Here is a 23,290-nt window from a genome sequence, read left to right as displayed (position 1 = left end):
GGTCATGCCGGGCGATATAGGATCCGCGTGCCTATGCTAGAGTGCATTTCTTGCATCGCCTCTCAATCATCAACCCACGACATCAATCATGAGTAACAACACCCCTGATCCGGAATTCTGGAACCGCGTCAACGCGCTCATCAACCTGGCGAACGACCAGTGCGATACGGCCGATCCAAGCGCAGTCTGCGCGTCGATGATGTACGCCTCGACGCGATTCAATGCCTTCATCGTCGCGCGCAGCACGGGGAACCCGGAGAGCATGAAGCAGGAGAAGGAGCGGGCGCTGGAATATTTCACCGACCAGTTCCGCAAAATGATGGCGGAAAATTTCGATGATTTCGCTGACAACCTCGAGAAATACATCGGGACGGAGCCTAAATAATCGTGCAGCACCGCACAGCGGGGATTTGCGCGCCCTGTTGCCGCTGTGGCCGGTGTTCATGAGCTAGGTGCTAGCTTCATTTACATCGGGATTTATTGGAGCAAGCTCCAGTATGTAAATCACCCAGAGTTTGCCTGTTCAAATGCATTATTTGCTTTGCACTTTTGCAATACTTCCTTATCCTGAACACTTTCCATCAAGTGAAAGCTCAACATGAAAAACGCCAAGCGCTTCTCGCATCGTCCCGCAAGCTTGACCTGCCTGGTTGGCCTGCTTTTCATGGCGACAGCGGCGTTTTCTCATGCGCAGGACTTGCCACAGAATTCGATATCGGCCCAGGCAAGGGCAAAAGCCCAGCCCTTGTCTCCTGCGCAAATCGACGTGTTGGTGGAACGGACCTTGAAAGCCTTCAACGTGCCGGGCATTTCGGTAGCGGTGGTCAAGGATGGCCAAGTCGTCATCGCTAAGGGTTACGGCGTGCGTTCCTTGACCAATGGCCAAAAAATGGACGCACGTACGCTCGTCGGCATTGCGTCGAACTCGAAAGCATTTACCACGGCTGCTTTGGCAATACTGGTTGACGAAGGAAAACTCAAATGGGATGACAGAGTGACCGACTTCATCCCGGAATTCAAACTCTACAACCCGTATGTCACGGAAGAATTCACAGTGCGCGATTTGCTCACGCACCGCAGCGGTCTTGGGCTGGGAGCGGGCGACCTGATGTTTTTCCCGGATGGGAGCGACTTCACGGTGCGAGACGTCATCCACAATTTGCGCTACCTGAAGCAGTCATCCAGCTTCCGCTCCAAATTTGACTACGACAACAATCTCTACATTGTTGCGGGTGAAGTCGTCAAACGTGCCTCGGGCATGTCGTGGGAAGACTTCGTCGAGCAAAAGATGCTGAAGCCCCTCGGAATGACCGACAGCGCCGCTTCGCTGAAACGGGTAAAAAATACGAGCAATGTAGTCACCCCCCATGTGAGTGTGGATGGCCACCTGCAGGCCATCGTCGCCAGACCCAGCGATGTCATCAATGCCGCCGGCGGCATCTACAGCAATGTACAGGACATGGCAAAGTGGGTCAGCATGCTGCTATCGAAGGGAAAATACGGCCCCGCAGGCCAGCAATTGTTCAGTGAAGCAGCGTTAAAAGAAATGTGGGCGCCGCAGACGATCCTACCCATTTCGCCAGGCGCCTACAATTCCCATTTCGGTGCTTATGGCATGGGCTGGTTCCTGAACGACGCAGTGGGTTACAAACAGATTTCGCATACTGGGGGCCTGGTCGGCATGGTGACCCAGGTAACGCTGGTCCCGGAACTTGGTCTTGGCATTGTCGTCCTGACGAATCAGGAGCAGGGTAGCGCATTCAACGCGATCACCAACTCGATCAAGGATGGCTACTTCGGCATCACGTCGATCGATCGGGTCAAGCAAAACATCGACCTCAAGCTGGCCAGGACGACGGACGCGGACAAAGTCACGGCGCCGGTATGGGCCGAGATTGCCGCCAGAAATAGCTCGGGCGAAGCCGCCAAAACCGATCTGCAGGCTTATGTGGGGACCTACCGCGACAATTGGCTGGGCGATGTCGTGATTGCTTTGAAAGACAGGCATCTGACTTTTACTGCGAAACGTTCACCTGGGCTGACGGGCGAAATGTTCCTCTACAGGGGCAATACGTTTGTCGTGAAATGGAACGATCGGACGCTCAATGCGGATGCGTTCGTGAACTTTTCGCTGGATATGAACGGCAAGCCATCCGGGATCACGATGAAAGCGATATCGCCAGCCACCGATTTCAGCTTCGATTTCCACGATCTCGACCTCAAACCCGTGAAGCTGTAAGCTGGTCGTAATCTTCAGCCAGACGATAACGACAGTATGAGGCTTTCAGCGACGGCGATTGGAATAAGCTCCAGTATGCGAATCACCCATCAATTCCACACAGCGCGGGGAAGTCGAGATGCTAAAGAGGATCTTTTCCTTGATCGCACTTTGAGGACGATCCGGAGGGCGTCGCTGGATGGGTTTATCACCTTGATGTGCTCAAGGACTACCGGCATGGAAAAGCGAGGCACTTGGCCGTGATGAGCAACAATACAACGTCAAGGTTTAGCCTGGAAGCCGGAAGGAATACATCGTCTTCGCATCCGAGAATGGCGAAGGTCAGCTTGAGACTGGAAATTACTGCGCTCCATACTCGGAACAAAAAGTCGTGGCATGTCTGCGCAACGAGAAAAATGGTCAACGGAACTGAACCGCATACGAGGTAAGCAATAGATGGGCAAGAATAGGCTGGAAGCCTTCAGCGACGGCGTCATCGCCATCCTCATCACCATCATGGTGCTGGAACTCAAAGTCCCGCACAGCGGGGATTTCCACGCCCTGCTGCCGCTGTGGCCGGTGTTCATGAGCTATGTGCTCAGCTTCATCTACATCGGGATTTATTGGAACAATCACCACCACATGCTGCACGCCGTGAAGGAAGTCAGCGGCGGCGTCCTGTGGGCCAACCTGCATCTGCTGTTCTGGCTGTCCCTGATTCCCTTCGTGACGGCATGGATGGGCGAGAACCATTTCGAGACCGGACCCACCGCCGCGTATGGGTTCGTGCTGTTCATGTGCGCGGCCGCGTATTCGTTGCTGGCGCGCCGGCTGGTCGTCAACCACGAAAAGAATTCGACCCTGGCTGATGCCCTCGGCGATGACCGCAAGGGCAAGATCTCGGTAGTCCTTTATCTGACCGGGGTGGCGCTGTCCTGGTTTGTGGCCTGGCTGGGCTTCCTGGTGTATGCGGGCGTGGCCGTGCTGTGGCTGATTCCGGACCGGCGCATCGAGGAGAAAGTGATCGAGGAAATCGAGGAGGAAGAGGCCGAAGAGGCCCGCAAAAAGGCGTCCTGAATGCCCGCGTCAAGACGATGGATTGCAACACTCCAATATGACGATTGGGCAATAACCCTGCTATGATCTTTCGCGCCCTGCTGCCGGGCCTGCTCCGGAAGCGTCCAATCAGTGTCCGTGAAAGATCGCATGAAACAGCCACACAGCTTTATCGTCGCGGCAAGCATCGCGCTTGCCTACGCTACGACCGCCATCCCCGCCGCCGCCGCTCCCGCCGCTTTTACCGCTCCCGCTCCCGCCGCCGCCCTCGACGCCTCGAATCCCTTCGCCAAGGCCAGCACGCTGCCGTTCCACTATCCGCCCTTCGACAAGATCAAGGACGAGCACTTCAAGCCGGCCTTCGAGGCGGGCATGCGCGAGCACCTGAAGGAAGTCGCGGCGATCGCGAACAACAAGGCCGCGCCGACCTTCGACAATACCATCGTCGCGATGGAGCGTGCGGGCCAGCTGCTGGCGCGCGTGTCGACCACCTTTTCGAATCTGCAGGGCGCGAACACCAACGACAAGCTGGATGCGATCGATCGCGAGATGTCGCCGAAGCTGGCCGCGCACCAGGACGAGATCTACCTGAACGACCAGCTGTGGCAGCGCGTGAAGACCCTGTACGACCATCGCGACGTCTTGCGCCTCGACGCCGAGTCGACGCACCTCTTGGCCCGCTACCACCGCGACTTCGTGCGCGCCGGGGCGAAACTGTCCGCGGCCGACAAGGAGAAGCTGAAGGCGTATAACGGCGAGATCGCCAGCTTGCAGTCGACCTTCGCCCAGAACGTGCTGAAGGAAGCGAATGCGTCGGCCCTGGTGGTCGGCAGCCGCGCCGAGTTGGCCGGCCTCTCTAGCGCCGAGATCGATGCAGCCGCCGCCGAGGCCAGGAAGCGCGGCCTGGACGGCAAGTTCGTGATCGCGCTGGCCAACACCACCGGCCAGCCGCTGCTGGCATCGCTGACCGACCGCGGAACGCGCGAGCGCCTGATGGCGGCATCAACGGCGCGCGGCAGCCGCGGCGGAGAGTTCGACAGCCGCGCCCTGGTACAGCGCCTGACCAGGCTGCGCGCCGAGAAGGCGACCCTGCTGGGTTACCCGAACTACGCTGCCTACTCGCTGGAAGTGGAAACCGCGAAGACGCCGGAAGCCGTCAACAAGCTGCTGGGCGAGCTGGCGCTGCCGGCCGTGAACAACGCGAAGAAGGAAGCAGCCGAGATCCAGAAGGTGATCGATACGGAGAAAGGCGGCTTCCAGGTCGCGGCGCATGACTGGGCCTTCTACACCGACAAGGTGCGCCAGGCCAAGTACGCCTTCGACGAGAGCCAGCTGAAGCCCTACTTCGAACTGAACAACGTGGTGCAGAACGGTGTGTTCTTCGCCGCGAACAAGGAGTTCGGCATCAGCTTCAAGGAGCGCCACGACCTGCCGGTGTACGACCCGGACGTGCGCGTGTTCGACGTGTTCGACGCCAACGGCAAGCAGCTGGCGATCTTCGTCATGGACTACTACGCGCGCCCGAACAAGCAGGGTGGCGCCTGGATGAACGAGTACGTGACGCAGTCCGCGCTGCTGGGCAATCACCCGGTGGTGGCGAATCACCTGAACATCCCGAAGCCGCCCGCCGGCCAGCCGACGCTGCTGACCTACGACGAGGTGCGCACCGCCTTCCACGAGTTCGGCCACGCACTGCACGGCATGTTCTCGAACGTGAAGTACCCTACCTTCGGGGGCGCCAACACGCCGCGCGACTTCGTCGAGTACCCGTCCCAGGTCAACGAGATGTGGGCCACCTGGCCCGAAGTCCTGGCCAACTATGCGAAGCACTACCAGACCGGCGCGCCGATGCCGAAGGAGCTGCTGGACAAGGTGCAGGCGTCGAAGAAGTTCAACATGGGCTACATCACGACGGAATATCTCGCCGCCTCGCTGCTCGACCAGCGCTGGCACCAGCTGACCCCGAGCCAGATCCCGACCGACGTGCCGGGCTTCGAGGCGGCCGCGCTGCGTGACGCCGGCGTCGACTTCGCGCCGGTGCCGCCGCGCTACCGTACGACCTATTTCTCGCACAGCTTCTCGCTCGGTTATTCGGCCGGCTACTACGCCTACCTGTGGAGCGAAAAGCTGGACGCTGATACGGTCGAGTGGTTCAAGGAGAACGGTGGCCTGCTGCGCAAGAACGGCGACCACTTCCGCCAGACCCTGCTGTCGCGCGGCGGATCGCTTGACGCCATGGACCTGTTCCGCAACTTCCGCGGACGCGACGCGAAGATCGAGCCGCTGCTGGAACGCCGTGGCCTGACTGGTAATTGATCACAACAACAATCACATCGGAGAGAGAATGAACCGTTCCCACATCCTGGCCTTCGCCGTCACCGCGGCCGTCGCCACCTTTGCCCAGGCAGCGCCATCCCAGCTGCCGGCCACCAATCCGTTCGCCAAGCCGAGCACCCTGCCGTTCAACTACCCGGCCTTCGACAAGATCAAGAACGAGGACTTCGCGCCGGCGTTCGAGGAAGGCATGCGCCAGCAGTCGGCCGAGATCGACGTCATCGCCAACAACAAGGCTGCGCCGACTTTCGAAAACACCATTGTCGCGATGGAGCGTTCGGGCCAGTTGCTGAACCGCGTCTCGACCGTGTTCTACAACCTGGTCGGCGCCAACACCAACGACACCCTGAACGCGCTGGACAAGGAACTGGCGCCGAAGCTGGCCGCGCACAGCGACAAGATCCGCCTGAACGAAAAACTGTATAAACGGATCCAGACCCTGTACGGCAAACACGACAAGCTGCACCTGGATGCCGAGTCGGCCTATCTGCTGGAGCGCTACCACACCGACTTCGTGCGCGCCGGCGCCAAGCTGTCGGCCGCGGACAAGATCAAGCTGAAGGCCTACAACGCGAAGATCGCCGCCCTGCAGACCCAGTTCAGTCAGAACGTGCTGAAGGAAGCGAATGCCTCGGCCCTGGTGGTCGACAGCCGCGAAGAACTGGCCGGCATGTCGGACAAGGCGATCGACGTCGCCGCCGCGGAAGCGAAGAAGCGCGGCCTGGACGGCAAGTTCGTGATCCCGGTCGTGAACACCACCCAGCAGGCGCCGCTGTCGGTGCTGACCAACCGGGCGACCCGCGAAAAACTGCTGGCGACCTCGCTGGCGCGCGGCAGCCACGGCGGCGAATTCGACAACCGCAATCTGGTGCTGGAACTGGTCAAGGCACGCGCGGAACGTGCCGCGCTGCTGGGCTACCCGAGCCACGCGGCCTACATGCTGGAAGACCAGACCGCGAAGACGACCGGCGCCGTCAACCAGCTGCTGGCCGAATTCGCCAAACCGGCGGTGAACAACGCGAAGAAGGAAGCGGCCGACCTGCAGAAGGTGATCGACGCTGAAGGTGCGAAATTCCAGGCCGCCGCCTACGACTGGAATTACTACAGCGACAAGGTGCGCGCCCAGCGCTACGCCTTCGACGAGAACCAGCTGCGTCCCTACTTCGAGTACAACAACGTGCTGCTGAACGGCGTGTTCTACGCCGCCAACAAGGAATACGGCATCAGCTTCAAGGAGCGCCACGACTTGCCGGTGTACGACCCGGACGTGCGCGTGTTCGACGTGTTCGACACCGACGGCAAGCAGCTGGCGATCTTCCTGCACGACCCCTATGCGCGCGCCAACAAGCGCGGCGGCGCCTGGATGAACGCCTACGTCGGCCAGAACGCGCTGCTGGGCACCCATCCGGTGATCGCTAACCACCTGAACATCCCGAAGCCGGCCGCCGGCGAGCCGACCCTGCTGACCTACGATGAAGTGCGCACCATGTTCCACGAGTTCGGCCATGCGCTGCACGGCATGTTCTCGAACGTGAAGTACCCGCGCTTCTCGGGTACCCGGGTGCCGCGCGACTACGTCGAGTTCCCGTCGCAGGTCAACGAGATGTGGATGGCCTGGCCGGAAGTGCTGGCCAACTACGCCAAGCACTACCAGACCGGCGCGCCGATGCCATCGGCCCTGCTGGACAAGGTGCAGGCGTCCGCCAAGTTCAACGAAGGCTACCGCACCACCGAGTACCTGACCGCCTCGATCCTGGACCAGAGCTGGCACCAGCTGGGCCCGAACCAGATCCCGGCCGACGTGCTGGGCTTCGAAGCCAAGGCCCTGCATGACGCCGGCGTCGACTTCCCGCTGGTCCCGCCGCGCTACCGCACAACCTACTTCTCGCACGTGTTCTCGGGCGGTTACTCGGCCGGCTACTACGGCTACCTGTGGGCCGAGAAGCTGGATGCCGACACCGTCGAGTGGTTCAAGGAAAACGGCGGCCTGCTGCGCAAGAACGGTGACCGCTTCCGACAGATGCTGCTGTCGCGCGGCGGCACCATGGATGCGATGGAGATGTACCGCAACTTCCGCGGACGCGATGCAAAGATCGAACCGCTGCTGGAACGCCGTGGGTTGACCGAACAGTAATCGGCATCGCTGCCTGACTAGCCCGCCTGGCAATCGCCGGGCGGGTTTTTTTTTGCCGCTTTTATGCAACAGGCATCCACCTTAGTTGACGGACTGTACACATTATTGCATTATTGCAAGTTAAATTTTGAACAGCTGAAATCAAGAAGGCGCGTATGGGTTGTGGGAAAGATAAGGTTTATGTACTGCAGGGCCTGTTAATTGCAGGGATACTGGCAGGTTGCGGTGGCGGTGGCGGTGGCGGTGGCGGAGGTGGTGGCGGTGGCGCCAATCCGCCGCCCGTGAGCGTAACGCCCCCGCCGGTCTCGACCACGCCGCCAACGCCAGTACCGGCGCCGCTGGTCGTGAGCGGGATTGCCGCCACAGGTGCGGCCGCCGCCAATTTCGACGTCGCCGTGGTGTGCACGAACGGCAGTGCGGTGACGAAAACGGACAGCAGCGGCGCCTATTCGGTCAGCGGTATCGGCGATGCCCCTTGCCTTGTCACCGCCAGTTCGGCGGCCGGCGTGGTCCCCCATGTCACCCTGCGCGGTATCGCCCTGTCGGCCGGCGCCAATCTCATGCGCGGCAACGTGACGCCGCTCACGGAAGCGATCCTGCAAATCGTCGAAGCACGCGGGCGGCTGGGGAATGCCGATGCCGCACCGCTCGGCGGCGACAATTTCCGCACCCTGCAGGCCGCGCGCCCTGAACTGTCCAATCCGCAAACCTACTTGTCGGCACAGACGGTTCTGGTGCAGTCACTCGGCGCCAACCTTGGCAACACCGGGGTTGCCGTTCCTGCCGGCACGGATTTTCTGACTGCGCCGTTCAAGGCCGCGACCGCCAGCTCGCCCGGCGACAGCGTCGACAAGATCATCGATGGTTTGCGCGCAAGCGGCGTCATCGACGCATCGGGGCCAGTGGCGCCGAACAATACCGTATTGGGGCGTGAAGCCGTGACTGCACTGGCCACGCAAATCACTTACGGGTCGGCAGGGCCGATCCCGCTGCCGGCGCCGACGCCGACGCCAACGCCAACGCCAACGCCAACGCCGACGCCAACGCCAACGCCAACGCCGACGCCGACGCCGACGCCAACGCCGACGCCAACACCGACGCCAACGCCAACACCGATCCCGCCCGTGGCAGCCGAGGTCACGATATCGCTCGACCAGAATCCGGGAACGCCAAGCGCGCCGACTGCCTGGAATGGCGCCGGCATGCGTGCCGCGTTCAGCGACGACATCAATGTGGCGAGCTACGCCGTGATCGCCAATTTCGGCGCCGACGACAGGATCGCGCTGCCGCCGGCCGCGAGAAGCCTGATCGCTGTCGCCAGCCAGGGCGCGAACGTCATCCTGACGATGAACAAGGGTGGCGTCGTCTCGAGCATCGTGCTGGCGAATGTGGTGAGCGCCGGCAGCATCGTCTACGACGTCGCCTCCTTCAATGCGCTGCCGGTCGGCGACATCGGCTTCGATGCCGCCGATGCGGGAGGAACGGCTTCGCTCGACGGGCTGGGCGGGACAGTAGCGGCCCCGGCGTCGATCGACACGGACAGTGGCGCATTCGTCCTCGCCGACGATGCTCTGCTGTCAAGCAATGTACGGATCAGTAATTTTGGCGCCGACGACGTCCTGCAGTGGAAGAACGTCGCCGCCAGCGGCGTTGCGGTCTCCACGAAAGGCCGGGACGTAACGTTCACCGTCAACAAGAACGGTACGGTGTCCAGCGTCACGCTGGTCAATGCCGTCGCGTCGGGAACCCTGGTTTTCGACATCAATTCCTTTAATGCACTCAACCTTGGCCGAGTCCAGTTCCTTTAACGGAGAAACCGCAGCATGACGACAAACTTCATCGGTGTCCTGCTCCCGAACAGCCCGAATTACACGGTCAACACGGGCTTTTCAACCGAACTCTACGACGCTGAGGGCGGGCAGACCATCACCGTCGAGACCGGTGCTTCGCTGGTGCTGATCGGCGCGCTCGGCGCCAACACGATCCGCCTGGCGGGAAGCTCGCAGGACTGGAAAGTGTACCGGGATGGCTCGACGGCCATCGCCGTGCGCACTGACGGCAGCCACGTGGAACTGCCGGCCAACACGACGGCGCAGACCCTGGTCTTCAGCGACGGCTCATTCGACCTGCGCGTGGCCGTCAGCGGTTCGACGGCAACGGTCATGCTCGGCGCCCAGGTGCTGGGGACGGCGCCGGCACCGATTGGCGATGCGCCCCTCGCGGGCAGCGTGGAAAAGAGCGCCTGGACATTGGTGATGACGGGCAGCCGCGGCATCTACTCCAGCGACGGCACGGCCGCGGGAAGCAAATATTTGCTCACGTCGAGCACGTATTTTGGCGGCAGCACCGTGATCGCGAACGGCGATGGCACGGCCGCCGTCGTTCTTGCAGACAAACTCTATGGCACCGATGGCACGGCAGCGGGCACGTCGGTATTGGCCAGCACAAACAGTTTCAACAGTTACTTCAACCCTCCTTACTACCGCTTCGGCAACAAGATCGTGGTTGCGGATGGCGGACAAAGCGGCGTCAATGCCTTCGTGACCGACGGCACCGCCGCGGGCACCCAGATCGTGGCCGACATACCGCGCGACCTGGTCGATACCGGCAACCAGGCGCTCTGGGGCGCGATTACCACCGGGCCGTATGGCAGGGAATTATTCAGGACCACGATCACCGACCGTGGCGCGGAAACCGTCATGGTCAAGGATATCGCGTCCGGCTCGGCAAACGGGGTGCCCTATTCCCCGATCGCTTCGCTACCAGACGGACGGGTCGTATTCGCAGGCAATGACGGGACCAGCGGCACCGAGCCCTGGGTCAGCGACGGCACGGCCGACGGCACCTACCGGCTTGTCGATCTGGCGCCGGGGCTGGCGGAAAGCAATCCCTATTTCATGGCGTCGCTGGGCGGCAAGGTGGTGATCGCCGCGAACAACGTCGTCGTGAATGGCGACAACGGCAGCGCCCGGCTTATTTCCACCGATGGAACGCCAGCGGGGACGAAGATCCTCGACACCAGCTTCCCGCGCTATTCTCAGCCTGAAATCCTAGGCCAGGTGGGCGATCGCCTGTTTTTCAAGGCGATGTCGAGCCAGGCCGGCACATCGACGGTGTCGATCTATTCGACGGATGGCGCCGCGATCCAGAAGGTGGCCGATGTCGGGTCGAATGCAAACATGCTGGCCTGGAACAACGAGAAAGCATTCTTCAAGGTGTCCGACAGCGCCCATGGCGATGAGTTGTGGGTAGCGAACTTTGCAGACGGCAAGTTCAGCCTGGTAAAGGATATCCTGCCCGGCAGCGGCTCGGCGCTTGCCGAAGTGTATTCCGGCAACGTACTCATGGCTGGCGGCAAGCTTGCCTTTACTGCCTATACGTCCGCCGCCACCGTCGGATTCTTCCTGAGCGATGGCACCGAGCAGGGCACCTGGCAGGTCGGCAACCAGCGCCCGTCCCAGATTGTCGTGACCACGAATACCATGGTGTTCGCCGACAGCGAAGGGCTGCACGCAGTCAATCTGACCGGCGCCAAGGCAACCCCCGTCCAACTGCCGGGCCCGCTGGGCACGCAGGCGATACAGTCGGATGCCGATCAGATCTACTACGTCTCCTCGAGCGGCGCCCTGTATTCCTGGAATGGGGTGGACGCACCGCTGGCGCTGGCCAGCAAGGTCAGCCAGTTCAAGGTCGTCGCGGAAAATGCAATCTACTTTACGGCCACGACAGGCAGTGGCTCGGCAAGCGGTCTATGGTTCAGCGACGGCACCGCCGCGGGGACGCATTACGTCAGCGCGCTCCCGCAGGATAGCTTCGACCTCAGCAAGGCCGCGGCCTTGCATACCCAGGGCGTCGCCTTCCCTGTCGAGAACAAAGCGCCGGTGTTTGCCTCGGCGGCCGTGAACGGCGCCACGCTGACGCTCAGCTTCAGCGACGACAGCCCGCTCGACGCGAGCCATCTGCCCGCGGTGGGCGCATTCAAGATCGAGGGGTCGACGGCCACCGTCACGGCTGTCTCGGTCGACGCCAATGCCCATAAGGTGATCCTGACCCTGTCCGAGGCGGTGAAGAGTGCCGACGTACTAAAGCTCAGCTATGCCGACCCAACCGCCGGCAACGACGTCGCGGCGCTGCAGGACATGCATGGCAACGATGCCGCCAGCTTCACCGGCAAGCCGGTACAGAACCTGACCGCCGACAAGGAAGGACCGGTCCTGGTGTCGGCCGCCGTCGACGGTGCCACGCTGACGCTGACCTATAACGATGCGAACCGCCTGGACGCCGCCCACCTCCCCGGCACCGACGCTTTCAAGCTGGAGGGCAGCACGGCAACGATCAGCGGCGTGTCGCTGGACAGCGCCGGCAAGAAACTCATTCTTTCGCTCTCCAAGGCGGTGTCGTCCGGCGACGTCCTGAAGATCAGCTATACCGACCCGACCAGCGGCAACGACGTTGCCGCGATCCAGGATACGCTCGGCAATGATGCGGCCAGCCTGGCCGGCCAGGCCGTGGAGAACAAGACCGCGCCGCCCCAGGCCAAGGCGCCCTGGACGCTGCTGGTCGCGTCGAATGCCGGCCTGTTCGCCAGCGACGGCACGACCGCGGGAACGCAATACGTGGCCGGGCAGGGGGCGAACTGGTATTCCAGGCAGCTGAGCGTGAACGCCGATCACTCGGGGGCGGTATTCGCGGCCGAGTTTTATAACTATGCGAGCGGGAAAACGGAACGTGCGGTGCTGGGCTTCGACGGCAGCGGCAATGCGCCTGCCAGCCTGTCGAGCAGCGTGCCTCTGTACAACACGCCGATCGTGCTCGGCAAATACCTGGTCTTCCCGGACGGCGGCTCGCAGTCCCCGGGACTGGTCACGGACGGCACGGCAGCCGGCACCCATACCGTGCCGACCCTGAAGAGCGGGATCGTGGACACCGCCCACCAGGTCATCTGGAGCAGCACGTATTCCGATCCGTATGGCGCTGAACTGGCGATCACCCGCGTCACCGACAGCGGAGCGGCGACGACCATGGTCAAGGATATCTGGCCGGGCTCGTCGAGCGGATACCTCAGCTTTAACGAGGGTATCCTGCTCGACAGCGGCAAACTGCTGTTCAGTGGCAACGATGGTGTGAGCGGCAATGAACCATGGATCAGCGACGGTACCGAAGCGGGGACGGTCCGGCTGGCGGATCTGCAGGCTGGCGCCTACGGTTCCATGCCGGGTTCGTTTTCCGCGTTCGGGCATCTGGCGGCGTTTTCGGCCGACCTGTCGCTGTCGGCTGGACGTGAACTCGTCGTCACCGATGGCACGACCGCGGGAACGAAGAGCTTCGATATCAACCCCGGCTGGGCCAGTTCCAATCCGCAGATGCTCGGCCACGTCGGCGATACACTCTACTTCAGTGCAAGCGTCACGGTCGACACCACTACCACGCGGGCGCTGTTCTCGACCGACGGAAGCACGGTCACGCGCCTGGTCGACATCAATGCCGGCTCGGCCCTGCTCGGCTCGACCGGCACCAAGACCTTCTTCTCCATCTCCGATGCTCCCCACGGCGCCGAATTGTGGATGGCCGATGCCGCCAAGGGGACCATCGGCCTGGTCAAGGACATCCTTCCCGGCACCGGCTCGGGCTTGTCCGGCGACCTTCATGCGGTCACGGTCGCCGGCAAGCTGGTGTTCCAGGCATATACCTCGGCCTCGAACCAGGCCCTGTTCATCACCGACGGCAGTGCGGACGGCACGATCCAGCTGGGCGGCACGCTGTCGGCAAACAAAACCTTCGGCAATATGCTGGTCTACGCAGACGGCGCGAAAGTCTACGGCCTGGACGCCTCGGCAGCGGCGCCGGCCAAGGTCGAGCTGACGGGCGGCACGTCCGCGCTCGCCAGCCTGCAGGCCGACGCCGACCAGGCCTTCTTCTCGCTGGCCAACGGCGACCTGTACGCAACGAATGGCACCGCGAGCGGTACCATTGCGTTGGCACATGGAGTAAAGGCGTTCAAGGTCGTCGCCGAGAATGCCCTGTACATCGTCGAGCAGGTCACGGGCGGCACCGGCTACGGCTTGAGCTACAGCGACGGCACGGCAGCGGGCACGTATTTCGTTGGCTATGTCGACGCCGAGCTGGCAAACAACCTGGATAATTCGGTTGTCATCAAGACCATCGGCGTGCCTCCGGCGCACTGATTGTCGGATGGGCGCCTTCGCGCGCCCATCCTTCCCCATCGGATATAAACTTTCGCATAACGCCCCACAATGATATTGGCTCTGCAATGAGTGTTCAGGCATTACACGGTATTACCTTAGAATCGGTGCTAACCCGCCTGGTCGAGCACTACGGCTGGGACGGGCTCGGCCGCCGCATCGCGATCAATTGCTTTATCAAAGACCCCAGCATCAAGTCGAGCCTGAAGTTCCTGCGCAAGACGCCCTGGGCCCGGGAACAGGTCGAGAAGCTGTACCTGGAGACCAAGTTCACCACATGAGGGACGACATGTTGAACGACAACGAAGACACCTTGAAAGCGCACCTCAAGACCCTACACCGCCACCTCGAGGAAACGGGGGAGGTCGACGACGAACTGGAGATGCTGCTGCGCCAGCTCGACGGCGACATCAAGCATGTGCTCGAGCGCCGTGCCGACGATCCGGACGCCAACACCTACGGCCTGGCCTCGCGCAGCCAGGAGCTCACGGCCCGCTTCGCGGCGCGCCACCCGACCCTGGAGCCGGCCCTGCGCCAGCTCGGCAACATCCTGTCGAATATGGGGATCTGACGCAACATCCAGCCTCAACGGATGAGCCAAGTCGTTGAAAGTTAAGCCATTTTTGGAAGGGGAGGGAGCTGGCCGAACACTTTTACTGTAAAATATCGGCCAATGAACTCCCCTTCGAATCTTTTCGCGAGCGTCCCCAAGCGCTCCAGCCGTGCTCCCGCCGCCCCCTTCCTGCCCATGTCCCGCGCCGAGATGGAGAAGTTGGGCTGGGATTCGTGCGACATCATCCTGATCACGGGCGACGCCTACATCGACCACCCGAGCTTCGGGATGGCGCTGGTCGGCCGCCTGCTGGAAGCGCAGGGTTATCGGGTCGGCATCATCAGCCAGCCGGACTGGACCTCCGTGGAACCCTTCCGCGCGCTCGGCAAGCCCAACCTGTACTGGGGCATCACGGCCGGCAACATGGACTCGATGGTCAACCGCTACACGGCCGACCGCAAGATCCGCTCGGACGATGCGTACACGCCGAACGCCGAGCCGAACAAGCGCCCCGACCGCGCCGTGACGGTGTACTGCCAGCGCGCCCGCGAAGCCTTCCCGGGCGTGCCGGTCATCGCCGGCAGCATCGAGGCCTCGCTGCGCCGCATCGCGCACTACGATTACTGGTCGGACAAGGTGCGCCGTTCGGTGCTGTTCGAATCGAAGGCCGACCTGCTCATCTTCGGCAATGCCGAGCGCGCGCTGGTCGACGTCACCCGCCGCATCGCGGCCGGCGAGAGCATCAAGAGCATCCGCGACCTGCGCGGCACCGCCTTCCTGGTGCCGCACGGCTGGCTGCCGGACGAGGAGTGGAGCGTGCATAACTCCACCCGCGTGGACGTGCCGGGCCGTGTCGATCCGCACCCGAATCCGTACGCGATGGCGCAGGAAGACACGAAGGCTTGCGCCACCGAGAACGCGCAACCCGAGCCGGTGGTGAAACCGATCGTCATCATGACGCGCGAAGAGCGGCAAGCCGCCGCCCGCGCAAAGGCCCAGAAGACTGTGGTGCGCCTGCCGGGTTTCGAAACCGTCAGCGAAGACCCGGTGATGTACGCGCATGCCTCGCGCGTGTTCCACCTGGAGTCGAATCCGGGCAATGCGCGCGCGCTGGTGCAGCAGCACGGCGATCGTGACGTCTGGCTGAACGCGCCGCCGCTGCCGCTCGCGATGGACGAGATGGACGGCGTCTACGACCTGCCGTACGCGCGCGCGCCGCACCCGAGCTACGGCAAGGCGCACATCCCGGCCTGGGAGATGATCCGCTACTCCGTGAACATCATGCGCGGCTGCTTCGGCGGCTGCACCTTCTGCTCGATCACCGAGCACGAGGGCCGCATCATCCAGAGCCGTTCGGAGCCGTCGATCCTGCGCGAGATCGAACTGATCCGCGACACCACCAAGAACTTCGCCGGCACCATCACCGACCTGGGCGGCCCGACCGCCAACATGTACCGCCTGGCCTGCAAGGACAAGAAGGTCGAGGAAACCTGCCGTAGGCTGTCCTGCGTGTACCCGACCATTTGCTCCAACCTGGGCACCGACCACACCAAGCTGATCTCGCTGTACCGCAAGGCGCGCGCGATCCCCGGCATCAAGAAGATCCTGATCGGCTCCGGCCTGCGCTACGACCTGGCCGTGCGCTCGCCCGAGTACGTGAAGGAGCTGGTGACGCACCACGTCGGGGGCCTGCTGAAGATCGCGCCGGAGCACACGGAAGAGGGCACGCTGTCGAAGATGATGAAGCCGGGTATCGGCAGCTACGACGAGTTCAAGGCCCTGTTCGACAAGTACTCGAAGGAGGCGGGCAAGAAGCAGTACCTGATTCCCTACTTCATCGCGGCCCACCCCGGCTCGACCGACGAGGACATGCTGAACCTGGCCCTATGGCTGAAGAAGAACAACTTCCACCTCGACCAGGTGCAGACCTTCACGCCGACCCCGATGGCGATGGCGACCACCATGTACCACACGGGTAAAAACCCGCTGGCCAAGGTGACCGAGGATTCCGAAGTCGTCGAGACCGCGAAAAGCGGCAAGACGCGCAAGCTGCACAAGGCATTCCTGCGCTACTACGACCCGGAAAACTGGCCGGTGCTGCGCGAAGGCCTGAAGCGCATGGGCCGCGGCGACCTGATCGGCAACGGCGAGCGCCACCTGGTGCCGCCCGCCGGCAGCGAACAGGAAATGACGCCGCGTAGCGAGCGCAAGGCCATGCCGCTGGTGGCCGAGGCCCGCAGCGCAGCGCCGAAGGGCCGCGTGATCGAAGTCGCGACCCGCAAGAACGGACGTGGCAACGGCCGCAGCGAGCCGGCGCCGTTGGTGGCGCCGCCGGGAAAGGCCAAGCCGGGCATCCTGTCGACCATCAAGGCCAAGCCCAAGCAAAAGGCGGCGGGGCGGAAATAGTCCTCTTTCGTCGTTCCCGCGCAGGCGGGAACCCAAGTTCTGCACGCGTTTCGCCTGCTCGTCCAACTTGGATCCCCGCCTGCGCGGGGATGACGGATCAGCGCGTGGTGGCTAGATGGTCAAATCCCCGCTCGCCTGCTTCTCCCGCAACTGCCTGGCATACCGGTGCCGCGCCCGCAGCCGCGGATTGGTCACCAGCCGGCCCAGCGTCTCGCCGATCACCATCACCACGCCCAGCAGCGGCAGTACCAGCATCAGGCCGGCCACGCCCGACAGCGCGCCGCCGATGAAGATCATCAGCACCGTGATCAAGGGGTGGATGCGCAGGCTGCGCCCGAGCGTGATCGGCATGAACACGAAATCGTCCAGCAGGCGCGCCAGGATGAAGACCACGATCGCGCCGTAGGCCACCAGCGGATTGCCGGGAGCGTCGGTGGCGGCCACGATCACCACCATCACGCAGCCGACCACCGAGCCGACGAAGGGCACCCAGGCCAGCAGCGCCGAGATAAAACCCAGCAGCAGCGGCGACGAGACGCCGATCACCCACAGGCCGAAGCCCAGCACGATGGTGTCGAGCACGGTCAGCTTGAGCAGGCCTTCGAAATAGCGGCGCGCGGTCTGGTCGACCTGGTGCAGCAGGAACAGGGTGCGTTCGAAGTAGGCGTTCGGCACCGCGCGTGCCAGGAATTTCTTGAAGCGCAAGCCGTCGCGCAGGAAGAAGAAGGCGAGGAAGGGCGCCAGCAGCAACGAGGGCAGCCAGCCGGCCGCCGTGACCAGGATGGTGGCCAGATAGCGCTGGGCGAAGTTGTCGGTGAAGGCTTTGAAACGCTTGTTGACCAGCGAGCTCAGGTGCATCTCCGCCAGCAGCGGAAACTTTACTTCCAGCAGTGCCATCGTGTTGCGCACGAAGGCCACCCCGCCGTTCGCGTACAGCGCCAGCGTATCGTGCCAGGAAGCGCTGTCGTCTGCCGGCCCGACGCTCCACGACAGCGCGGCCACCACGGCCAGCGCGGCCAGTCCGAAGAACACGGCGCACACCAGCATCGACGAGGCGCTGCGCGAAAAGCCCAGGCGCAGCAGGCGCCGCATCGGCCCGAGCAGCGTGTAGTACATCACGGTACCGAAGATAAAGGGCAGCACCAGCCACAGCATGTGCTCGAGCAGTACCAGCAGCAGGCAGGTGACGCCGACGATCGCGGTCCAGACCACCGGCCCGGCGCGCTCCTCGCGGACCGTGGACCCGCCGATCATAGGGCTTCCAGCTGGGGATGGCCGTTGAGCCGGTCGCGCAGGCGATGGCCGATGTGGCGTGCCAGCGCCAGCGAGATCTTGTAGCCGATGACGGCATCGGTATCCATCAGCGCCAGGAAGTCGTCGCGGAAGAACACCGCCAGCTCGCAGTGGTCGATGGCGCGCGCACGGGCGCTGCGCGGCGAGTTGTCGAGCAGGGCGAGGTCGCCGAAGAAGCTGCCCGGCCCCAGCTCGCTCACCAGCTGGCGGCTGCCCTCGCGCATGCGGCTGATCTCGACCCGGCCCGCCATCACCAGGTAGAGCGCCTGGCCTTCCTCGTTCTCGTCGAACACGATCTCTTCCGGCAGGTAGCGGCGCTCGTGCATCAGGCCATCCACGAACTTGACCTCGAGCGGCTTGAGCGAACCGAACAGCGGCGCGTTCTGCAGCCTGCGCTGGCGCGGGGACAAGGTCTGGGATTTAAGGAAACCAAAGATCACGGAGACTCCAGGAAAGCGGCGGTCAATCGATCGATCACCTACTTGTCAATTATGCACGATGTGTATGCATTTATCAGACAACAAACTAAGTTCTTGAACGAATTGTGCGTACGCTAAATATGAAACCGTGTAATATAATTCTTTCGGGAAACAACTGTTGTAATACTTATATGGACTTCTGCGGTAATCCCTGAGGACCACGAGTGATCGATATTCAGACTTTCATGCTGGCTTTAGGAGTCGGCAATATCGCGTTTGCGCTGCTGATGGCAGGCTATATGCGCGGTGCGGAAAACAGTCCCGCCCTCGGTTACTGGATGTGGGGTCGTCTGGCGATCGGCTTGGCCCAGCTCTGCTGGTGGATCGCGCCACAGTTCGAAATGCGCCTGGTCGAGGGGCTGTCCGCCTGCGTGTGGCTGGGTGGGGTAGCGCTGGAAGTGGGCGCCAACTGCCTGTTTTTCGGTTTTACGCGCTGGCGCCGCTCGCTCTACCTGCTTACGCTGCCCGGCTGGGTGACGGTCGGCTATGCGGTGGCCACCGGCGCTTCGCGGCTGCAGCTCACGGAACTGATCTCCTTCATCATTGCCCTGTCCGTGTTCGGCGCGGCCGTGGTCCTGCTGCGTCCGCGCGAGGCGCCGCTGCTGCAGCGGATCATCGGCGTCAACAACATCCTGTTCGCGCTGGCGATCTGGGCCTGGCTGGGCTTCGAAGGCGGCAGTCCAGGTCCGGGCCTGACGTCCATGATCGCCCTGGCCTACCTGGCCAGCTACCTTCTGATGATCGTGAACGGTTTCGGCTTCCTCCTGCTGTGCAAGCAAAAGGACGATGAGCTGATGCGCCGCCTGGCCACCATCGACGGCCTCACCGGCATGCTCAACCGCCGCGCCTTCTTCGAGCGCGCGGAAGGCGCACGCATGCTGGCGCTGCGCCTGCGCAAGCCGATCGCCCTGCTGATGCTCGACATCGACCACTTCAAGCAGCTCAACGACAGCTTCGGCCACGCCTGCGGCGACGAGGCGTTGCGTGTATTCGCCGGCGTCGCGCGCGGCGTGCTGCGCGAGCATGACGTGATCGGCCGCCTCGGCGGCGAGGAATTTGCGCTGGCCCTGCCCGGCACCACGCTCGATGGCGCGCTCGACGCGGCCGAGCGCCTGCGCCTGGCGGTGACCGCCTTGCCGGTGATCGGCGATGCCCCTGGCTACCGCATGACGGTCAGTATCGGTGTCGTGGTGATCGGCGGCGGGGAAGAGCTGACGGCGGCGCTGGCGCGCGCCGACCATGCGCTGTACGCGGCCAAGACCAGCGGACGCAATCGGGTCGAGGCCGGCGCGCCCATGCTCAAGCGCGCCTGATTCTGGCGGAGCGGACGGGGCTCGCCCACATCCCGCGGGCCGCGGAATCGCTTGCAAGCGATTCCCTTCGAGCCCGAAATCGGATCTCCCGCAGGGGAGATCCTTCCTGTACCTGAAAAGCAAAAAGGCCCGACAAGTCGGACCTTTTTGCTTGATTCTGGCGGAGCGGACGGGGCTCGAACCCGCGACCCCCGGCGTGACAGGCCGGTATTCTAACCAACTGAACTACCGCTCCGTTTCTACTGATCGGTTCTTCGCTTTTTCGACATCGCCAGGAAAATCTGGTGGGCGCTGAGAGGCTCGAACTCCCGACCTAATCCTTGTAAGGGATCCGCTCTACCAACTGAGCTAAGCGCCCGCATACCGCTTCTGCGATGTCTTCCGACGTTTGTCATCACGTCCGAAGAGGCCCGCATCATAGCGTATCCCTTCCGCAGCACGCAAGAGTTTTACTGAAAAAAGTGAAAAGCCCGCTTGCCGGTTTCCCTTGCCAGTGTTGTATGGCAGCCCATGCTTCGCTTATTTCTTGCATTCGCCAAACCACATGCCTGACAATTGCGCGCTTACCGGCCGGGCAATACGAAGACATCGATAACGATGCGCGGAGACACGCGGCAGTTTTTTTCACTCTTCTAGGAAACGTAATGATCAAGATGTCCAAGATGCACAAGCGCGTCATCGCCACCCACGGTGCGATGCTGGCGCTGTCCGCCTTGCCGGCCGCCTCGGCCTTGGCACAGGCCCAAGCCACATCGACCAACGAGCTGCAGACCGTCACCGTGACGGCGCAGCGCCGCACCGAAAACATCAAGGAGGTGCCGGTTTCCGTCAGCGCCATCAAGGGTGAAAAACTGGACGTCATCGTCTCCGGTGGCGAAGACATTCGCGTGCTGGCCGGCAAAGTACCGAGCCTGAACATCGAATCGTCGAACGGCCGCACCTTCCCGCGCTTCTACATCCGCGGCTACGGCAACACCGACTTCTCGCTGTTCGCCTCGCAGCCAGTGTCGCTGATCTATGACGACATCGTGCAGGAAAACCCGATCCTGAAGGGCTTCCCGATCTTCGACGTGGCCGGCGTGGAAGTGCTGCGCGGCCCGCAGGGCACCCTGTTCGGCCGCAATACCCCGGCCGGCGTGGTCAAGCTTGAATCCGAAAAGCCAAACCTGAAGAAGGTCGAGGGCTATTACAACGCCTCGTGGGGCACCCATAACACCGTCAACCTGGAAGGTGCCGTCAACGTGCCGCTGTCGGACAAGTGGGCGATGCGCGTCTCGACCCTGCGCCAGCACCGCGACGACTACGTCAACAACTACAGCGACGTCGCCAAAACCAACAAGACCGGCGAACTGGACGGCTACAACGAGCACGCCGAGCGCGTGCAGTTCCTGTACGCCCCGGACGCGAGCTTCAGCGCGCTGTTCAACGTGCACCAGCGCACTACCAACGGCAGCGCCCGCCTGTTCCGCGCGAACCTGATCAAGAAGGGTACGGCCGACATCGTCGACGGCTACGACCTGAACAGCATCGTTACCAACGCCCTGAATTACCAGGACCTGAAAACCAATGGCGCCAACCTGCGCCTGAGCTGGGACCTGGGCGCCGTCAAGCTGTACTCGATCACCGGCTATGAATCCGTCGGCCACTACAACAGCCGCGGCGACATCGACGGCGGCACCCCGGCCGGCCCTGGCTTCATTCCCTTCCAGGTGCAGACCGCCAGCCGCCTGACCGACCTGAGCCAGTATTCTCAGGAATTCCGCGTCGAGTCGAAGAACGCGGGCCCGCTGAACTGGCAGGCCGGCCTGTACTACTTCGATGAAGACGCGACCGGCGGCAGCGACAACTTCGACAGCGTGACCCAGGCGCAAACCTCGCGCGTGGTCTCGAACCAGAAGAACAAGGCATGGGCCGCCTTCGGTTCCGTCACCTACGCCGTCAACGATGCCTTCACCCTGCGCGGCGGCCTGCGCTACACCGACGACAAGAAGGATTTCAACACCCTCGAACATACCAATGTGACCCTGATCGGCCCGTCGGGCATCAGCGAAAGCAAGAGCAAGGTCAACTGGGACCTGTCGGGCACCTACAAGCTGAACCGCGAGGTCAACCTGTACGCCCGCCTGGCAACCGGCTTCCGCGCACCGAGTATCGCCGCCGCCTCGGCATCGGTGCCGGTGACCGTGGCCGACGCCGAGACCGTCACCTCGGTCGAAGGCGGCATCAAGGCCGACCTGTTCGAGCGCCGCGCCCGTGTCAACTTCTCGCTGTACGACTTCGAGGTGAAGAACCAGCAGCTGACCGTGGTCGGCGGCAACTCGAACGTCACCAAGCTGATCAACGCCAAGAAGACCAAGGCCCAGGGCGCCGAATTCGACATCGAAGGCATCGTCAGCCCGTCGCTGCGCGTGACCGCCGGCGCCAGCTACAACTTCACCGAGATCCGCGATCCGAGCCTGTCCGTCAACAAGTGCGCGCAGTGCACGATCACCGATCCGATCAATGCCGCCGGCCGCGTCGAGATCAACGGCAACCCGCTGCCGCAGGCGCCGAAGTGGACCCTCAACGCGACCGCGCGCTACGGCGTCCCGGTGGGCGATGGCGAATTCTTCGTCTATACCGACTGGTCCTACCGTACGAAGATCAACTTCTTCCTGTACGAAGCGGCCGAATTCACCGGCAAGCCGCTCACCGAGGGTGGCCTGCGCGTCGGCTACAACTGGGCAGGCGGCAAGTATGAGGTGGCAGCCTTCGGCCGCAACATCCTCGACCAGCGCCGCATCACCGGTGCCATCGACTTCAACAACCTGACCGGCTTTACCAACGAGCCGCGTACCTGGGGCGTTCAGTTCAAGGGTAATTTCTAAGTCTCGAATCAGTCCCTGGATGACGAAAAGGCCGCGAGCGATCGCGGCCTTTTTTCATTTAGTCGACATATGCATATTGGTAAAATTTTTTCAGTGATATCTGATATCAGTAAAAACGATGTGTTAAATATCGTGGTTGACCAATAATGATGAGATCGTCACTTTCTTGTCGTTTTTAAAAGGATATTATTCAGCTCAGCTGTTTTCCTGCCAAATAAAGTAGGTTTTTGCTACGGGAATTAATTTTCCGTTGTAAATATGCCGAAATCAATTGTGAAGTATCTACACCGTTTCTTCCTTCGCGCTACTCTTCCGTTTCCCGCTTTCAGACGGGAAATCGATGCGCAACATTGGCGTCGATAAAACTAGATCTCAGGCACGCAGTTCTACTGAGGTGCTTGCGGAAAATCAAACTTTTGTGTTTTTCTATAAAA

At 62.3% G+C, this 23,290-nt stretch carries 14 protein-coding genes and 2 tRNA genes; 12 read left to right on the top strand and 4 right to left on the bottom strand.

Features of this window, described 5'->3' with window-relative positions; translation table 11 throughout:
• The first annotated feature begins 88 nt into the window (after window positions 1-88).
• The 10 genes from ACI48D_RS18295 (at window position 89) to ACI48D_RS18250 (ending at window position 16,904) form a co-directional block, all read left to right on the top strand.
• Entirely contained in the window at window positions 89-385 is a 297-nt protein-coding gene (locus tag ACI48D_RS18295; protein ID WP_435572670.1) for a DUF3144 domain-containing protein, read from the top strand.
• 213 nt (window positions 386-598) lie between these two features.
• Window positions 599-2,239 (top strand): serine hydrolase, encoded by a 1,641-nt coding sequence (locus ACI48D_RS18290; protein ID WP_435572669.1) that lies wholly within the window; start codon window positions 599-601, stop codon window positions 2,237-2,239.
• A gap of 435 nt (window positions 2,240-2,674) precedes the next feature.
• The gene (locus tag ACI48D_RS18285; RefSeq protein WP_435572668.1) at window positions 2,675-3,295 is read left to right on the top strand and encodes a TMEM175 family protein; all 621 of its coding nucleotides are present in this window, start codon (window positions 2,675-2,677) and stop codon (window positions 3,293-3,295) included.
• A gap of 129 nt (window positions 3,296-3,424) precedes the next feature.
• Complete coding sequence (locus ACI48D_RS18280) at window positions 3,425-5,590, top strand: M3 family metallopeptidase (protein ID WP_435572667.1); 2,166 nt, start codon at window positions 3,425-3,427, stop codon at window positions 5,588-5,590.
• A 28-nt stretch (window positions 5,591-5,618) separates the two neighbouring features.
• Complete coding sequence (locus tag ACI48D_RS18275) at window positions 5,619-7,742, top strand: M3 family metallopeptidase (protein WP_435572666.1); 2,124 nt, start codon at window positions 5,619-5,621, stop codon at window positions 7,740-7,742.
• Between the two features lie 344 nt (window positions 7,743-8,086).
• Window positions 8,087-9,550, top strand: coding sequence for a hypothetical protein (locus ACI48D_RS18270; protein ID WP_435572665.1), 1,464 nt, complete (start codon window positions 8,087-8,089; stop codon window positions 9,548-9,550).
• A 15-nt stretch (window positions 9,551-9,565) separates the two neighbouring features.
• A complete protein-coding gene (locus tag ACI48D_RS18265) occupies window positions 9,566-13,927 on the top strand; it encodes a SwmB domain-containing protein (protein ID WP_435572664.1) in 4,362 nt (1,453 codons plus the stop codon).
• An 86-nt stretch (window positions 13,928-14,013) separates the two neighbouring features.
• Complete coding sequence (locus ACI48D_RS18260; protein WP_435572663.1) at window positions 14,014-14,226, top strand: VF530 family DNA-binding protein; 213 nt, start codon at window positions 14,014-14,016, stop codon at window positions 14,224-14,226.
• Between the two features lie 8 nt (window positions 14,227-14,234).
• On the top strand, window positions 14,235-14,516 hold the full coding sequence (locus tag ACI48D_RS18255; RefSeq protein WP_435572662.1) for a DUF4404 family protein: 282 nt from the start codon (window positions 14,235-14,237) through the stop codon (window positions 14,514-14,516).
• Window positions 14,517-14,693: 177 nt separating this feature from the next.
• Window positions 14,694-16,904 carry a YgiQ family radical SAM protein gene (locus ACI48D_RS18250; RefSeq protein WP_435572749.1) on the top strand — a complete coding sequence of 737 codons (2,211 nt, stop codon included), beginning with the start codon at window positions 14,694-14,696 and terminating at the stop codon, window positions 16,902-16,904.
• A gap of 111 nt (window positions 16,905-17,015) precedes the next feature.
• Here the strand turns inward: ACI48D_RS18250 and ACI48D_RS18245 are convergent, their stop codons facing one another.
• Window positions 17,016-18,158 (bottom strand): AI-2E family transporter, encoded by a 1,143-nt coding sequence (locus ACI48D_RS18245; RefSeq protein ID WP_435572661.1) that lies wholly within the window; start codon window positions 18,156-18,158, stop codon window positions 17,016-17,018.
• Window positions 18,155-18,637, bottom strand: coding sequence for a cyclic nucleotide-binding domain-containing protein (locus ACI48D_RS18240; RefSeq protein ID WP_435572660.1), 483 nt, complete (start codon window positions 18,635-18,637; stop codon window positions 18,155-18,157). The genes ACI48D_RS18245 and ACI48D_RS18240 overlap by 4 nt, the downstream gene beginning before the upstream one ends.
• A 224-nt stretch (window positions 18,638-18,861) precedes the next feature.
• Here ACI48D_RS18240 and ACI48D_RS18235 point away from each other — a divergent pair, with 224 nt between their 5' ends.
• Window positions 18,862-19,989 (top strand): GGDEF domain-containing protein, encoded by a 1,128-nt coding sequence (locus ACI48D_RS18235; RefSeq protein WP_435572659.1) that lies wholly within the window; start codon window positions 18,862-18,864, stop codon window positions 19,987-19,989.
• Between the two features lie 158 nt (window positions 19,990-20,147).
• Here the strand turns inward: ACI48D_RS18235 and ACI48D_RS18230 are convergent.
• Together ACI48D_RS18230 and ACI48D_RS18225 are read right to left on the bottom strand one after the other, a co-directional pair.
• A tRNA-Asp gene (locus tag ACI48D_RS18230) sits at window positions 20,148-20,224 on the bottom strand.
• 47 nt (window positions 20,225-20,271) lie between these two features.
• Window positions 20,272-20,347, bottom strand: a tRNA-Val gene (locus ACI48D_RS18225).
• 286 nt (window positions 20,348-20,633) lie between these two features.
• Here ACI48D_RS18225 and ACI48D_RS18220 point away from each other — a divergent pair.
• Complete coding sequence (locus ACI48D_RS18220) at window positions 20,634-22,856, top strand: TonB-dependent receptor (RefSeq protein ID WP_435572658.1); 2,223 nt, start codon at window positions 20,634-20,636, stop codon at window positions 22,854-22,856.
• Window positions 22,857-23,290: the final 434 nt, after the last annotated feature.

Source organism: Massilia sp. LXY-6 (assembly GCF_051233485.1).
Lineage (GTDB): Bacteria > Pseudomonadota > Gammaproteobacteria > Burkholderiales > Burkholderiaceae_D > Telluria.
Note: the sequence above shows the minus strand (reverse complement) of the source record. Positions and strands in the feature narration are given on the sequence as shown.

Coding starts and splice junctions, on each gene's coding strand:
- ACI48D_RS18265 (WP_435572664.1), top strand. CDS start 9,566: ATGACGACAAACTTCATCGGTGTCCTGCTCCCGAACAGCCCGAATTAC.
- ACI48D_RS18280 (WP_435572667.1), top strand. CDS start 3,425: ATGAAACAGCCACACAGCTTTATCGTCGCGGCAAGCATCGCGCTTGCC.
- ACI48D_RS18245 (WP_435572661.1), bottom strand. CDS start 18,158: ATGATCGGCGGGTCCACGGTCCGCGAGGAGCGCGCCGGGCCGGTGGTC.
- ACI48D_RS18235 (WP_435572659.1), top strand. CDS start 18,862: ATGCTGGCTTTAGGAGTCGGCAATATCGCGTTTGCGCTGCTGATGGCA.
- ACI48D_RS18285 (WP_435572668.1), top strand. CDS start 2,675: ATGGGCAAGAATAGGCTGGAAGCCTTCAGCGACGGCGTCATCGCCATC.
- ACI48D_RS18260 (WP_435572663.1), top strand. CDS start 14,014: ATGAGTGTTCAGGCATTACACGGTATTACCTTAGAATCGGTGCTAACC.
- ACI48D_RS18295 (WP_435572670.1), top strand. CDS start 89: ATGAGTAACAACACCCCTGATCCGGAATTCTGGAACCGCGTCAACGCG.
- ACI48D_RS18255 (WP_435572662.1), top strand. CDS start 14,235: ATGTTGAACGACAACGAAGACACCTTGAAAGCGCACCTCAAGACCCTA.
- ACI48D_RS18250 (WP_435572749.1), top strand. CDS start 14,694: ATGTCCCGCGCCGAGATGGAGAAGTTGGGCTGGGATTCGTGCGACATC.
- ACI48D_RS18290 (WP_435572669.1), top strand. CDS start 599: ATGAAAAACGCCAAGCGCTTCTCGCATCGTCCCGCAAGCTTGACCTGC.
- ACI48D_RS18220 (WP_435572658.1), top strand. CDS start 20,634: ATGATCAAGATGTCCAAGATGCACAAGCGCGTCATCGCCACCCACGGT.
- ACI48D_RS18275 (WP_435572666.1), top strand. CDS start 5,619: ATGAACCGTTCCCACATCCTGGCCTTCGCCGTCACCGCGGCCGTCGCC.